This is a genomic window from Cellulomonas sp. McL0617 (assembly GCF_049994875.1).
Classification (GTDB): domain Bacteria; phylum Actinomycetota; class Actinomycetes; order Actinomycetales; family Cellulomonadaceae; genus Cellulomonas.
Map to the genome: position 1 here is coordinate 4,086,993 of NZ_CP188256.1, position 13,840 is coordinate 4,100,832.

Annotated in this window: 12 protein-coding genes; 5 read left to right on the forward strand and 7 right to left on the reverse strand. The window is 66.4% G+C overall.

The window, feature by feature from the left end:
• Nucleotides 1-105: 105 nt before the first annotated feature.
• A complete protein-coding gene (locus ACPPVS_RS18850) occupies nt 106-1,305 on the reverse strand; it encodes a phosphoribosyltransferase-like protein (RefSeq protein ID WP_426593821.1) in 1,200 nt (399 codons plus the stop codon).
• A 247-nt stretch (nt 1,306-1,552) separates the two neighbouring features.
• Here ACPPVS_RS18850 and ACPPVS_RS18855 point away from each other — a divergent pair, with 247 nt between their 5' ends.
• Together ACPPVS_RS18855 and ACPPVS_RS18860 are read left to right on the forward strand one after the other, a co-directional pair.
• A complete protein-coding gene (locus tag ACPPVS_RS18855) occupies nt 1,553-2,389 on the forward strand; it encodes a hypothetical protein (protein ID WP_426593822.1) in 837 nt (278 codons plus the stop codon).
• A 375-nt stretch (nt 2,390-2,764) separates the two neighbouring features.
• Nucleotides 2,765-4,009, forward strand: coding sequence for a hypothetical protein (locus tag ACPPVS_RS18860; protein ID WP_426593823.1), 1,245 nt, complete (start codon nt 2,765-2,767; stop codon nt 4,007-4,009).
• A gap of 160 nt (nt 4,010-4,169) precedes the next feature.
• On the opposite strand, the gene ACPPVS_RS18865 is transcribed toward ACPPVS_RS18860, so the two are convergent.
• The 4 genes from ACPPVS_RS18865 to ACPPVS_RS18880 all read right to left on the reverse strand — a co-directional run bounded on the left by ACPPVS_RS18865 (nt 4,170) and on the right by ACPPVS_RS18880 (nt 7,541).
• Complete coding sequence (locus ACPPVS_RS18865) at nt 4,170-4,901, reverse strand: adenylate/guanylate cyclase domain-containing protein (RefSeq protein WP_426593824.1); 732 nt, start codon at nt 4,899-4,901, stop codon at nt 4,170-4,172.
• Between the two features lie 293 nt (nt 4,902-5,194).
• Nucleotides 5,195-6,058, reverse strand: coding sequence for a PIN domain-containing protein (locus ACPPVS_RS18870; RefSeq protein ID WP_426593825.1), 864 nt, complete (start codon nt 6,056-6,058; stop codon nt 5,195-5,197).
• Nucleotides 6,059-6,390: 332 nt separating this feature from the next.
• On the reverse strand, nt 6,391-6,843 hold the full coding sequence (locus ACPPVS_RS18875) for a Pycsar system effector family protein (protein WP_426593826.1): 453 nt from the start codon (nt 6,841-6,843) through the stop codon (nt 6,391-6,393).
• Between the two features lie 92 nt (nt 6,844-6,935).
• Nucleotides 6,936-7,541 (reverse strand): hypothetical protein, encoded by a 606-nt coding sequence (locus ACPPVS_RS18880; RefSeq protein ID WP_426593827.1) that lies wholly within the window; start codon nt 7,539-7,541, stop codon nt 6,936-6,938.
• A gap of 502 nt (nt 7,542-8,043) precedes the next feature.
• Here ACPPVS_RS18880 and ACPPVS_RS18885 point away from each other — a divergent pair.
• The gene (locus ACPPVS_RS18885; RefSeq protein ID WP_426593828.1) at nt 8,044-8,745 is read left to right on the forward strand and encodes a TIGR02391 family protein; all 702 of its coding nucleotides are present in this window, start codon (nt 8,044-8,046) and stop codon (nt 8,743-8,745) included.
• A 166-nt stretch (nt 8,746-8,911) separates the two neighbouring features.
• On the forward strand, nt 8,912-9,271 hold the full coding sequence (locus tag ACPPVS_RS18890) for a hypothetical protein (protein WP_426593829.1): 360 nt from the start codon (nt 8,912-8,914) through the stop codon (nt 9,269-9,271).
• Between the two features lie 7 nt (nt 9,272-9,278).
• Here ACPPVS_RS18890 and ACPPVS_RS18895 read toward each other — a convergent pair.
• Nucleotides 9,279-10,441, reverse strand: a protein-coding gene (locus tag ACPPVS_RS18895) for an IS3 family transposase (protein WP_426593830.1) whose coding sequence is annotated in 2 segments (ribosomal slippage) — nt 9,279-10,174 and nt 10,174-10,441 — 1,164 coding nt in all. Because the reading frame shifts where the segments join, the coding sequence is not laid out codon by codon here.
• Between the two features lie 267 nt (nt 10,442-10,708).
• Nucleotides 10,709-12,085: a replicative DNA helicase gene (gene dnaB, locus ACPPVS_RS18900; RefSeq protein WP_426593831.1), complete on the reverse strand. Its 1,377-nt coding sequence runs from the start codon at nt 12,083-12,085 to the stop codon at nt 10,709-10,711.
• 286 nt (nt 12,086-12,371) lie between these two features.
• On the opposite strand from dnaB, the gene ACPPVS_RS18905 reads away from it, so the two are divergent.
• On the forward strand, nt 12,372-13,733 hold the full coding sequence (locus ACPPVS_RS18905) for an MATE family efflux transporter (RefSeq protein WP_426596033.1): 1,362 nt from the start codon (nt 12,372-12,374) through the stop codon (nt 13,731-13,733).
• Nucleotides 13,734-13,840 lie beyond the last annotated feature (107 nt).

The following is a 13,840-nucleotide window of genomic DNA, read 5'->3' on the forward strand; positions in this document are numbered from 1 at the left end:
AGAGATCATCCGAAGACCGCGACTTGGCGCGGCCGGAAGGGCTCCTTGAACCCTTCGCACCAGCTCCTTTCGGGCTGGTGACACTAGACGGGCAGCCTTGCCTCCTCATCTCAGTTGCCGAGGGTAGTACGGGGTCACCGGCTCGACCGGGAGGCTGTCCGGGACGCCGCGGCGCAGTCGGCGCGACGCGCGCAATTCCTCAACCCCCCGGGTAGTGACTCGATGCTCGTCGTCGACGAGGTTGCCGCGCCGGAGGAATGTGAGCACCTCGTCGACCTTCTGGAATGTGAGGCCGGTCGTGTGTGCAAGGTCGACCTGAGACTGGCCGGCCCGGTCGTACAGCAACGCGAGGATGGTGAGGACCGTGACCGTCGCCTCGCCATGACGGCCCGACTGGAGGCTGTTGGCGAGCCGAATCTGCCCAACAGCTTGTACGACTGCAGGCAGTTCGGCCGGCGGCTGATAACTGCCGACCTGCTCAAGCAGGTCGGGCGGGAAGCTCCGGCCTTCGAAGAAGGCCTTCCAGTTCGCACCCCTTCGTCGCAATATCCAAGGCAAGTTGTTCGGGATCGACGACACCGAGGAAACGAACAACCCACCGCTGGCCCCGTAGCCGAGCGCTTGCCTCACCTGCTTGCTTCCTGCGTACTTGCGGCACAGCGCCTCGACGCGTGTCTGGGTGGCCCAGTCCCACCCAGCGGTCGAGATCGATCGTGCTGGCTCGCAACTGTGCACATCGTGCGCTAGGGCACTCAACGCAACGCCAGCGGACCGTGACTGCGCGAATGTGACGGCTGCGACCCTGATCCATCCGAACGAGCGCCAACTTCGGATCCGCGGATTCCGCAAGAACGAGGCGATGTATCGGGTCATCTGGTCGCCCGAACCCGCATAGTCGCTCACGAATATGAGCGTCCTGCAGCGGAATTGCTCCAACTCGTCGAGGGAGGCCAACGGGTGGAGCCAGCCTCTACCACGTCGAGAGACGCTTGATCCTGTGAGATCTCGGATCAAGGTGCCGATGAACCCTTCGCTTCCCGGCGTGACCGCCAGCGGAGAGCCAGGTAGGAAGTCCTCGTACGCCACCGCCGAGTCCCGTGGGCGACCGCCTTCTGACGGCGCCTTCAACTGCAAGTCCTCCATCGAGCGAACGGGAATCAGCACGGCCGGAAGCCGGAACCGCTGTTCGCCCAGCAGGCTCTGGATTCCGGATCGGATCTCATCGGACGATGCGATCCGAACGCTGTCCAGTAGCAGTCGCGCTGTGTCGCGATCCTGGTCAGGAAAGTTGCTGAGCCAGCTCACGCCGCGATCGGTTTGGCTCGGGACCAGCACAGGTGAAGAGTTCCACGGGGCCGGTGAGGGAGCGTCGACCTACCCCGGCGTGTCATGCCGCACCATGAAGGTGGCCTTGACGTAGTGCGCCAGCGATTGCCGGCTCTCGCTCGCGCGTGCATGCATGCATGCATGCATGCACGGAGAAGACTCCATGATTGTTGGCCTCCCGCACGAGACCCGTCGAAGTTTCCTTCCGGCTGACAAGATCTGTGACGTGACGCTCGAACCTACGGTTGCAGTGACCACGCTCGAGCGCACTCTCCGCCAACTGCTCTCGCGCGAACTCCGCTTGGCATGGGGTGCGGGATGGCTCGAACGTGTGACGACCGTTGAGCAACGCGCGGCCTGGCAGGGGCGGTACGAGCAGGAGCGAACTCGACGCCCAGGGGCGTCCGCTGTCGCGCCCGTAGGGCTGGAGTACAGCGAGCTCTACGAACTCATCGCCATCGCGAGCACCCATTGGGACAAGGTGGCCGCCGCACTGGGAAAGCGCGCGAAGATCCTGCCTCTTCTCGAACACTTCGAGCGCGTGCGCAACACCGCCAATCACAGCCGCGAACTGATGCCCTCCGAACGTGAACTCATGTCGGGGATCGCTGGCGAGATGCGAAACAAGGTGACGATCCACGTGAGCTCTCAGGACGCTGCGGGCGACTACTACCCGCGTATCGAGTCCGCTAGCGACAGCTTCGGGTCCGCCATCACCGTGTGGGACGAGGTGGGCGAGCTCGCGGGGACCGTAGCCGAGCCAGCGCCCCGGATGATCCTGCAGGTCGGCGATGTGGTCACGTTCACGTGCTCAGGCACCGATCCGAAGGGCCGGGACCTCGAGTGGACCCTGACTCGCTCAACAGGCGGAGAGGCGGTGATCGTTCTCGCTGCGTCCGGTGATCCGGTCGAATTGCAATGGCACGTGGAAGAGAACGATGTGGGCGAGGCGATCGCGGTGAGCACCCACATGTCTGCGACTGGCGCCCGGTTCCACCGGGCGCACGGGTTCGACTATCGGACCTTCTTCATGTACGTGGTGCGACCGCCGAACGCGGACTGATCTGCAGTTCGGCAGTCGGACCGAGCGCTGCCTTGGACCTTGGTTCCGGTGGCGGCTCAGTTCGCAACGCGCCAGTTCTGTCATTCGACGGTCATACCGCGGGGACGGGCGCGGCTGAGAGGGTGTCGCCACTTCCACTGCGAAGCCGAACCCGTCGACCCGCAGGGCGGTCTTCGCGGAACTGCCGCACGCTTCTCAACCTCGGGCGTGTAGCCGCGGTGGCGAAAGGTGGACGCAGACAGTGCTCCAAGAGATCGCCGCCGACGAGCGCTTGGGCGACCTACAGACCTCGGTGAGCCCATCATTGGAGTCGCGGCCCAGTGGCTCCGCGCGTTCCGCCACCCCTGGATGTCCCCACCTGGATCGGAGACCGTTGTGAAGAACAGCCCGTTGTGGCGAGTCGTCGACAACGAGAGTGGTGCCGAGGCCCTCGTCCGTACGCCTGCCGAGGTGGTCGCCTTCGTCAACAGCCGGCTCGACACCGACGAGGACGACGAGTCGTTCAGCGTCATCGAGGTCGGCACCTTCGTCCCGAAGCCGCTGGGCGTCATCACCGCGTGGGCGGCCAGGCAGGACGACGAGCGCACCGACGGGCGAACTGCACCGATCAGGATCAGGCCGGTCGTGGCGGACGGCGCCATCGACCAGTGCGACGACGTTGTGCTCTGGGGCGATGTGCATGTCACGTGGGATCACGACAGATACATCGTCAACGGGCCGGACGGCTTCGATTACAGCGAAGCCGACGGCGCGGCCGAGTTGAGCGAGATGCTCAAGGAGTACGCAGACGACTACGAGTACGTCGAACCGGAAACGTCTGACGCCGACGCGCGACCGAGCCAGGGAGAGATGATCCGGTACTGCGCCCAGGAGTACTCCAGCCGCTTCGGCAGCCTTGACGACGACGCTCAGCTGTGGTTCGCCGCCACCCGGATCACGCTCGCCCTGTGGCGCAACACGCCCGTCGAAAACTGGCACGCCGGCAGGAGCCCGCTCCACGACGGCACGATGATGCGGATCAATGCGGCGACCACCCGGCTCGTGCGCGCGATGTTGTCGTTGGACCATGTCGACTGGGTCGCTATGGGCCTCGCCATTGTCAACCCGTCACGGGTTCTGCCGACCGGCCAGTCCGTGCTCGAGCTTGGTCTGGCCTGCCACAACCCCGACGATCCGGCGCACGACAACGATCCGTGCGACGACCTCGCGGAGATGGCGCAGAAGGCGATCGGTTGGGGCCGCGCGTACCGCCTCCACGAGCGGGAACTCGGCGTGCGGACCCTGATCGAGTCCTTCTGTGTGTTCGACGAGGGCTGGTTCGGTGCACCCGGCTGGGGGCTCATCGTCGATCGGTTCGTCGCGGCAGTTGACGACCGGGAGCACGCCCACTGGCGCGGGCAGCGGGAGAAGCCTTGGTTCGACGAGTGGTTCACGAACCCTCCGGGCGACATTGCCGACCACGCTGAGTTGCGCCGGCTACTCCTTTCTGGGCCTGACCTGCTGTCCGAGGCCGCTGCCGAATGGTGCGTGAACGGTGCTATCGGGTACGTCTGTCGAGATGAACACGCCAACGGTTGCCCACGGTGCGACATCCCGCCGACGACAGAAACGCCGAGTTAACTGCTGGGGTTCGGTGAGTCCGAGACGTCGACCTGCACCGACGCAGGCTCCAGGAACTGCGATTCGTGGGTCCCTGGAACCAGGGCACACTAGTCCCACAAGTCACTCCAGCACCGTGTACGGCGAACGACGACGTCGCGCACCTGACGCCCCTCATCGTTCACGAGAGACTTCCGAGCCAATCGTTCATTTCGCTGCTCACTACGTTGCCCGTGTAGACGCTGCCGAGACCTGATACGTAACTGGACGTGAGCAACCCTTGGTTGCGCTCGTTGAGGTTCTGCTGGAATCCTCCTCCGACGTAGATCGGGTGGGAGCCCCAGCCACGTCCCGCCTCATGAGCGAGGTGGGCCGCGCGGTTGACGACGTCACCCATGTAGACGATGTCATTGATCCCGCTGCCGCTGAACCCGGCCTTGATCATGAGCACTCGGCCGTAGTCGACGCCGATGCCGATCTTGATCGGGTCAATGCCCTGTTTCCCGTAGTGGTAGTTCAGGAGCTTGAGCAGCGTGTTCGCCTGAGACACCACGTTGAATACGTCGTCGATGTGTGGCTTGAGTGTTGTCTTGTACACGGCCCAGACGCAGTCGCCGACGATGTTCACCTCTCGGACGTACACATCCGCGTTCAGGACCGCGACCATCTCCGAGATGAACGCCCGATAGATCTTCGCCAGCGTCGGGCGCTTGTGCTTGCTCGTGAGACCGGCGGAGTCACGAATGTCGATGAAGACTGCCGAGCACATCCCGTAGTACCCATTGGTATAGGTGAGTTGGTCTCGGTCCGGAAGCCCGTCGACCTCCTCGAAGCTTCCAGCAGGCTGGTCGAGGATCGCCTTGATTCGGTCTGAGCTACCTGTGTAGCTGTACGCCTTGTAGTTGCCGTCCACGTGGCCTCGCTCGCTCGGTGGTATGAGCCGACGCCGCGAAGGTACCGGGACCGTCCGACACCGAGGCCCGCTGGCCAGTCGGGGACGCCGACGCAGCACGCCTACGTCGCGGCGATCAGTCATGGCGGGACCCGAGAAGCAACCGACCAGAGGGACCGCTGTTGCGCGCGGCTTCGCACACCGATCCCGACCACACGCGATCGACAAGCACCTGACCGCGCACTCTACCCAGCCCACTCGACGCGCACCCTGCGTCGATAGCGGCGGAAGAGTAGGTGCTCCACCGGACGCGGCTACCCCCGTGGGAGCTCCGGATCGTCGGCATCCACGTTGTTGCTGTTGGCGGGCGACTCGACGGCCGAAAGGCCTGCAGTCGCGGCCCGAAGGCGCATACCTAGGTCGTCGCTCACCAGTGTCGTTGGAACCTCACCGGCGTCGCGCGCGTCGATAGCTGCGCCGATGATTTGCTGGTCGGGCGTGCCAGTGCGCTCGCGATCCCACTCCGCGTCGAGAACGCGAACGGTGATCTCGACTTCGCCCGCAGTCAACGGACTCGTCAGCGTGCCGTTCAGAAGGCGCTCGAGCACGCGCAGCGTGCGGCCGGCCCGAAGGCGCACCCTCTCGTCGCTGTTCATCACCTTGTCCGTCCGAAACTTCGCCCGGTCGAGTTCGTCCACGACGACAATCGGGAGCCCTAGGGTCACGTGCCGTCGCCCGACCGGGACGATCGCGTTCCAGGGCACGTTCGGGAACGACCGCGGGTGCTGGAGCAAGACATTCGTGTCCGGCACCAGAAGGTGCTCGACGTCGTTCCACATCTCGCAGTGGGCGCTGACCTCGGCGACGGCGGCGTTGAGGGCTCTAACCTTGTCGTCGATTTCGGTTGACAGCATGGCGTTGAGAGCTCGCGGGCGCCCGGCGCCATCGAATGACGCCGCCGCCCAGTAGCGCTGCGTAGTCAAGAGGCGCTCGATCTCCGTTGGTGGGAGAACGTAACCGAAGGCGGCGATCTGCTCGTGAGTTGCCTTCACCAGCTCGGTCTGAAGCACGCTCGCGTCCGTAGCCATGCCGCGCAGATTTACGAAGACCATCGCCGCCGATTGCAGGGCACCAAGTACCTGCAGGCCGGAGACGCCAGGAAGTGTACGCACGCGCATGCCGGCCAGTATGCCGTCGGACGCCACTCGCCTGGAGATCAACGCCGACGTCGCCCACGTCGTGCTTCCCGCGGTCGCGCTGAGCGGTGCGACACGGATGGGCCGACGCCCACCTCGACGACATCCGCGCGCTGACCAGACACGACGTCCCCAACCGCACCGGCGCAGCCGCTCCTCCAAGACGAGGCTCTGGTGCCTGCGCACCGGTCCCCCACCACGCGCGATGGACAAGCAGATGACCGCCACCACCACGCCGGTCCGACGCACCCTCGGCGGCGAAGGAGTGAAGGTGGCACCGATGGTGCCGTCCAGGGTCCGGCTCTACGGCCGGTTCAGGTGGCTTGCAGGAGTCCGCACGTAACGAGGCAAGCGCTGCCAACGACCGCGAGGGAGAACGACCACTGCACTCGGACGTGCTTCGTCCAAGCAATGCGGGCCATGACCACGATCTGCCGGGCGAGCTGCGGGAGCACGGGTCGCTCGTTCAGGGCAGTCGCGAGGTCGGCGGGCTCCCAAAGGCGTGCGTGGCCGAAGTAGATGAAGTTGTCGCGAGCCTCGGCATCGACCTTCGATCGGCGCAAACGAGGGATGACGACGAGGGCCGCGAATCCTGCGGCCACCAGCAACAATCCCAGGCCGACGACGTAGAGCACCACGGTCCACCACCCGGCGAGCGAGGAGTACAGGCGGCCATTGGCGGTGAGAGCCACGATGGTCGCGATGGCGGCGGACTCGATGGTGAACGCGAACGCTGCCTTGGTGTCGACGCGGCCGGTCCAGTCCATCTGTGCCTGGTGAACGCGCCACGCCGTGTCGAGGGTGCGGGAGCCTTCCCCCGCTGGCGGTTCCGCTGGACCGGCGACCGGTCGACGACGGATCACGCGTTCCGCCAGTAGTCGCTGTGGTGAATCGTCAGGGAGTACGGGCCAACGGCACGCGTCGTTGCGTCGGACCACACCTTGGTCTCGGACTTTAGGTGCTTCTTCTGCTCCGGCTTCAACCAGTCGTACACGTCCTTCGTGATGACGATGGAGCCGAGACCCGCGTCGCGGACCGAACTGAGCTTCGCGGCGATGTTTGGCGCCCGGCCCGTGAAGATGAGGTCGTTGTGGGTCTGCTCACCTGACGCGTTGCGAACACCAGCTCGAGCCACGAACGTCGTGCCGACGTCGATCCCGACGCCATGGCGCGCCACCCACACCTTCGTGTTGTTGGCCTCGTGCCGTGCCTTGACGAGCGGGTTGATGACCTCTCGGACGAGCCAGTTGATCATGAATGCGGCCTTTACCGCGTCGTTACGCTTCGAATCGCCGACGAAAATGCCCAGCACTCTGTCGCCGTCGAAACTCCGGATCTGTCCTCCGAAGTGCCGGATGATCTGTGACGCACCACCGAGGTACATGCGGATCGCCTTGGCAGCGAACGCCGGGATGTAGTCCTTCTGCAGCCCCGTGGACTCGGCCAGGTCCGCGTAGAGGAACACCGCCTCAACTTTAACGGCGCCGTTCGAGAGGGCTACGTCCGACGTTTGCGGCACCACCCGCCCTTCGCGGGTGTTCCAGGCAGTGCTTAGGATCGTCTCGACCCGCGCCCTAACGTCGTTACTGACTCCCACGGTGACTAGCACCTCGCTCTCGTTGATCGCCCGTACGCGCAAGCTGGCGTGCGCGGGTCGTCATCGAGAGCGTAGGAGACCCCGCCGACAGCGTCAGTCGCCTATGCGTCGAGCATGTCTGGCATCTGGTAGCCGGACCGGCGATGCCGCGAGTTGAACAGCCCGGCAGTTACAAAGATTGCAAACGCTTGCAAAGGAAGCGAGCGCCGGCACCAGCCGTCCGCCGGTGCGGTCGGCCAACCGTCTGATGCCCGTGCGGGGCCCCGCGACCGCAGATCCCCACGGCAAGGGCACGGACTCGTCGGCGAGCACGACTCGATCTCGCTCGCCCTCCAAACAGCAGGACTGACGACCTGACATCCTTCGAGGCATGGCGAATTGGACTCTGGAGGCCGACGAGGTTGTCAGCCTCCCCCTGGACGAACTCGCACTGCGCGTCCTGACGGACTACCGGGACAACAACGAGTGGAACTGGCGCAACTGGATGCTTCTCGCGATGCAGGAGGCATACCCACGCCGACCAGACGCTGTGCGGGCGCTCGCCGAGGCCTGGTCCTGGATCCTGAACCACGGCCTCGTTGCGCCGAATCTCGATAAGGGTGACCACGCCGTGGTGGTTAGCCGTCAAGGAGAGGCCTTCCTGGATCGGGGCGCCGCGTGGCTCCGATCTGTTGAGCGGCTCGACGTCGAGCTCGTGCCGGCGCTCGAGCGGACCGCGCGCCCTCAGTTCCTGCGAGGGGACTTCGAGACCGCAGCCTTCGTCGCTATGAAGGAGGTCGAGGTTCAGCTACGGGCAATCTCGGGGCTGGGGCACGACCTGGTAGGCGTGAAGCTCGCGCAGGAAGCGTTCCGCCAGGGAGGGCCACTGCACCGCGAAGAGACACAGGCAGGCGAAGCAGTCGCGATCATGGACCTCTTCAAAGGCGCGATCGGACTATTCAAGAACCCCGCCAGCCACCGACGGGTCGACCTGAGTGACGCCACCGAAGCGGCGGAGATCGTGCTGCTTGCCGACTTGCTGATGAGGCTGCTCAAGCGCCTCGAGGTTGAGGCGCAGGGTGAAGACGGGTAGGCGGCCCCGTCTTGTGCGCGCCCAACGCTTGCTTCGCGCCTGAACGAAGGTGCGACGCCCAATGTCCGTTGGATCGCCTCAGAAGACGTCTGGCGGAGTCGGCCGGGCTGACTCCCGGCAATTGGGTATTCGTGTCGTCGGGCAAGGTGGCACGAGACTGTGTTCCGTGGCGAGCAGAACGGAGGCCCCGGGCGACGCGGCACCGACCATCATCCTGGTGAACGTGAACCACCGTACGGGCGAGGCCACGCTAACCCGTTCGGACGGTAAGACCGCGCCGTTCGCGGTCAGGCCAATGCCCGACGAACCCATCGTTGGCACCATGCTGGCCCTCATCGACAAGGGCGCCGTCGTCTTCACCACTGCGAGAGGCGACCAGTTCGGGGTTGAGCTTCCAAGCCTGCACGACGCCGCGCCCCTCGCCGGCCGCCCGGTCGTGTACCTGGACCAGCAGGCGTGGTCGAAGATCTCGCGCGCTCGGAATCGACCACACGGGACTGCTGCAGGGTTGGTTGACACCTGGTGAGTGGTGATCATGCCGCAATGGCTGCGGTCTGGGCGGTGAAGGCGAGTTCGAACTCGACGGGAGTGAGCTTGCCGAGCGCGCGCTGGCGTCGGCGGCGGTTGTAGGTGCGCTCGGTCCAGAACACGATCGCTTGGTGCAGCTCGTCGCGGGTGCGCCATCGGCGACGGTTTAAGACGTTCTTTTGCCGCAGCGCGTTCCAGGACTCCATCGCGGCGTTATCACCGGCTGAGGCGACACGACCCATCGAGCCCTGCAGCCCGGCGGCGGTCAGGACCGCCCGGAAGCTTCGCGCTCGAAACTGCGAGCCCCGGTCCGAATGGACCACGACAACGCCAGTCGGGCGGCGCCGGGCGACGGCGGTGCGCAGCGCGGTGACGGCGAGCTGGGCGGTCATCCGCTCGTCCAGGCAGTAGCCGACGATCCGGTTGCTGAACAAGTCCTTGATCGCGCAGCAGTAGAGCTTGCCCTCGGCCGTGGGGTGCTCGGTGATGTCGGTGACCCAGACCTGATCAGGCCGCTGCGCGGTGAAGTTGCGCTGGACGTGGTCATCGTGGACCGCCGGCCCCGGAGACTTCCCGCTGCCGCGACGACCCTTGCGGACGGTCGTGGACCACAGCCTCTGCTGGGAGCACAGCCGCCAGACCCGCCGCTCGCCGACGTCGTGACCGGCTCGTTCGAGCTCGTCGGCCAGGAACCGGTAGCCGAACTCCGGGTCGTCGCTGTGGGCGTCGATCAGGTCGTTGGTCAGGTAGGCGTCCTGCAGCTCGCGCTGACCGATGGGGTCGGCCAGCCAGGCGTAGAACGCCTGCCTGGAGTGGCCCAGCACCCCGCAGGTCAACCGCACCGGGATCCCCTCGGCGGCCAGGTCACGGACCAGCGGGTAACTCATTTTGGGAGCGATCCAGCAGCGAAGTACGCCGCAGCGCGGCGCAGGATCTCGTTCTCCATCTCCAATCGGCGCTTCTCACGGCGCAGCTGCACCAGCTCGTTCTGCTCACTGCTCGTCTGGCCGCCGGTGACGCCGTCGTCGATGTCGGCCTGGCGCACCCAGCGCCGAACCGACTCGATGGAGATGTCGAAGTCGGCCGCGACCTCGGCGTGGCTCAGATCCCCACGACGGGCGACCCGCACCACGTCACGCTTGAACTCGGGAGGGAACTTCTTGGGCATAGCGACATCCTTCCAGCGGGACCAAGTCCCACAGATGGAGTGTCAACCAGTCCCGCAGCAGTCCCCTCCCCATTGCTCAGGACGAGCCTGGGACGGGTGACGCACAGCCCTGGTCGGCCAGGCGTGCCCGTTGTGTGACGGTTGTGTGACACACAAGACGGCCACTCGTCATGCCTACGAGCCGCAGGCGACCGACTGCGGGTCGTACTTAAAGTATCCGGGGACGATTCTCAAACTATCTTGCATCTCGACAACCTACTAAGGAGATCAGGCCTGCATGTCCACGAAGCGCGAGTAGTGCCCCTGGAATGCGACGACCAACGTGTCGGTCGGGCCATTTCTGTGCTTGGCGACGATGACGTCGGCCTCCCCTGCTCGCGGGGACTCCTTCTCGTAGGCGTCCTCACGGTGCAGCAAGATCACGATGTCGGCGTCCTGCTCGATCGAGCCCGACTCGCGCAGGTCGCTCATCTGCGGGCGCTTGTCGGTGCGCTGCTCGGCGCCACGGTTCAGCTGGCTGATGGCGATGACCGGGACCTCGAGCTCCTTGGCCAGCAGCTTGAGGGCTCGAGAGAACTCCGAGACCTCCTGCTGGCGGGACTCGACGCGCTTGCCCGACGACATGAGCTGGAGGTAGTCGATGACGACCAGCTTGAGGTCGTGGCGCTGCTTGAGCCGACGGCACTTGGCGCGGATCTCCATCAGCGACATGTTGGGCGAGTCGTCGATGAACAGCGGCGCCTCGGAGATCTTGCCCATGGTCGCGGCGATCTTGGCCCAGTCGTCCTCGCCCATCTGACCGTTGCGCAGCTTCTGCAGGTGCACGCGCGCCTCGGCCGACAGCAGACGCATGGTGATCTCGTTGCGGCTCATCTCGAGGGAGAACACGACAGACGTCATCCCGTGCTTGATCGACGCGGAACGAACAATGTCGATTCCCATTGTCGACTTGCCAATTGCGGGCCTCGCGGCCAAGACAATCATCTGTCCCGGGTGTAATCCGTTGGTCAATCTATCCAGATCAGAGAAGCCCGTCGGGACGCCGATCATGCCCTCGCCGCGGTGGCCCGCGGCCTCGATCTCGTCGACCGTCCCGCCGATGATGTCGCCGAGGATCAGGTAGTCCTCGGACGAGCGTCGCTCGGTGACCGCGTAGACCTCCGCCTGCGCGTTGTTCACGATCTCGTCGACGTCGCCGCCGTCGGTGCCGTAGCCCAGCTGCACGATGCGCGTGCCGGCCTCGACGAGCTTGCGCAGGACGGACCGCTCGCGCACGATCCGGGCGTAGTAGCCGGCGTTCGCGGCGGTCGGGACGGACGAGATGAGCGTGTGCAGGTAGGGCGCGCCGCCGATGCGGCCGATCTCGCCGCGCTTGGTCAGCTCGTCGGCGACCGTGATCGCGTCGGCCGGCTCGCCGCGGCCGTACAGGTCGAGGATCGCGTCGTAGACGACCTCGTGCGCGGGGCGGTAGAAGTCGGTGCCGCGGATCTGCTCGACGACGTCGGCGATCGCGTCCTTGGAGATCATCATGCCGCCGAGCACCGAGCGCTCCGCGTCGAGATCCTGCGGAGGGGTGCGGTCGTAGCCGCCGCCACCGCGGCTGGACCCGGCCGGCGCACCGTACTCGAGCTCGTCGATCGTCATCGCTTCCCCATCGTCATCGTTCGAACATATGTACTCTGGGGTACTGACACTCAGGCCCGCGCGGGCCTCTTCCCGACCTCGCTCTTGGACGGTAGGCGCACCTCCGGGTGGCTGTCCAAACGGGCCCTCGGGGGTCTGTGGGGTGTTCTGTGGACGGCGGCCCAAACCTGTCGATGGCCTGTGCATAACCTTGGCGAGTTGCCCACAGACCGTGGACAGAGGTGTGGACGACGAGCCAGATTCGTCCGTGTTCGACGCCCGGACCGGCGTAAACACCCAGTAGTTCCTGTGGACCGAGGAAAGGTTGGCCGGGATTTCACCTGTCGGACACACTCGCCCTGGCGTGGACAGGCAGATACTGGCCCTCGCCGTCCCGGCCCTCGGCGCGCTCGTCGCCGAACCGCTGTTCGTGCTCGTCGACTCGGCGGTCGTCGGCCACCTCGGCACGGCACCGCTGGCCGGCCTGGCGCTCGCCTCGACGATCCTCATCACCGTCATCGGCCTGTGCGTGTTCCTCGCCTACGCCACGACGGCGGCGGTCGCGCGACGCCTCGGCACCGGAGACCGGGCGGGCGCCCTGCAGCTCGGCGTCGACGGCATGTGGCTCGCCCTCGGCCTCGGTCTGGTGCTCGCCGTCGCCGTCTGGCTCTTCGCACCCGCTGTGGTCGACGCTCTCGGGGCGTCCGACGTCGTCGCCGAGCAGGCCGTGATCTACCTCCACTGGTCAGCGCCCGGGCTGCCGGGCATGCTCCTGGTCCTGGCCTCGACGGGCGCGCTGCGCGGTCTGCTCGACACCCGCACGCCGTTGGTCGTCGCGAGCGCCGGCGCCATCGCCAACGCGCTGCTCAACATCGCCCTCGTCTACGGCGTGGGGATGGGCATCGCGGGCTCGGGCCTGGGCACCGCGATCACGCAGGTCGCCATGGGACTCGTGCTGGGCCTGGTCGTCGTCCGCGGCGCCCGCGGGGAGGGAGCCCAGCTCCGCCCCGCCGTCGGCGGCATCATCGCCAACGCTCGCGCCGGCACGCCGCTGCTCGTCCGCACCCTGTCGTTGCGGCTGGCCATCCTGCTCACGGTCGTCGTCGCGACGAGCCTCGGCCCGGTCCCGCTCGCCGGGCACCAGGTAGTGGGCGCCGTCTGGGGCCTCGCGGCCTTCGCGCTCGACGCGCTGGCCATCGCCGCTCAGGCCCTCGTCGGCCATGCGCTGGGCGCCGACGACGTGCCCCTGGTCCGCGCGCTCCTGCGCCGGACGCTGCAGTGGGGCGTCGGCGCGGGCGCGGCCCTCGGTCTCGCGCTCGGCGGGCTCGGCTGGCTCTACGTCCCGCTTTTCACCCCGTCGGCGTCGGTCCAGCACGCCGCCACCGTCGCTCTCGTCGTCGCGGGCGTCACCATGCCGATGGCCGGGTGGACGTTCGTGCTCGACGGCGTCCTGATCGGCGCGGGCGACGGGCGTTTCCTCGCCTGGGCGGGCATGGGCACCCTGGCCGTCTACGTGCCCTGTGCGCTGGCGGTCGAGCACCTCTCGCCGTCGGGGACGGCCGGTCTGGCGTGGCTGTGGGCGGCGTTCGCGGGCGTCTTCATGCTGGCCCGCGCCCTCACCACCGGCCTGCGGGCACGCGGCAACCGCTGGATCGTCACCGGGAACTGAACGGATTCAGCGGCGAGGGCTGGCGCACTGCCCGACAACACGTAAGACTGCCCGCGGCGGGGCTCGACGACGCCGTCGACCCCTCCGCGCCGATGATCGGCCGCGCC

Bases quoted from the DNA above. Each gene is read 5' to 3' on its own strand.
- ACPPVS_RS18870 (WP_426593825.1), bottom strand. From the start codon at position 6,058: ATGCGCGTGCGTACACTTCCTGGCGTCTCCGGCCTGCAGGTACTTGGT.
- ACPPVS_RS18875 (WP_426593826.1), bottom strand. From the start codon at position 6,843: ATGGACTGGACCGGCCGCGTCGACACCAAGGCAGCGTTCGCGTTCACC.
- ACPPVS_RS18885 (WP_426593828.1), top strand. From the start codon at position 8,044: ATGGCGAATTGGACTCTGGAGGCCGACGAGGTTGTCAGCCTCCCCCTG.
- dnaB (WP_426593831.1), bottom strand. From the start codon at position 12,085: ATGACGATCGACGAGCTCGAGTACGGTGCGCCGGCCGGGTCCAGCCGC.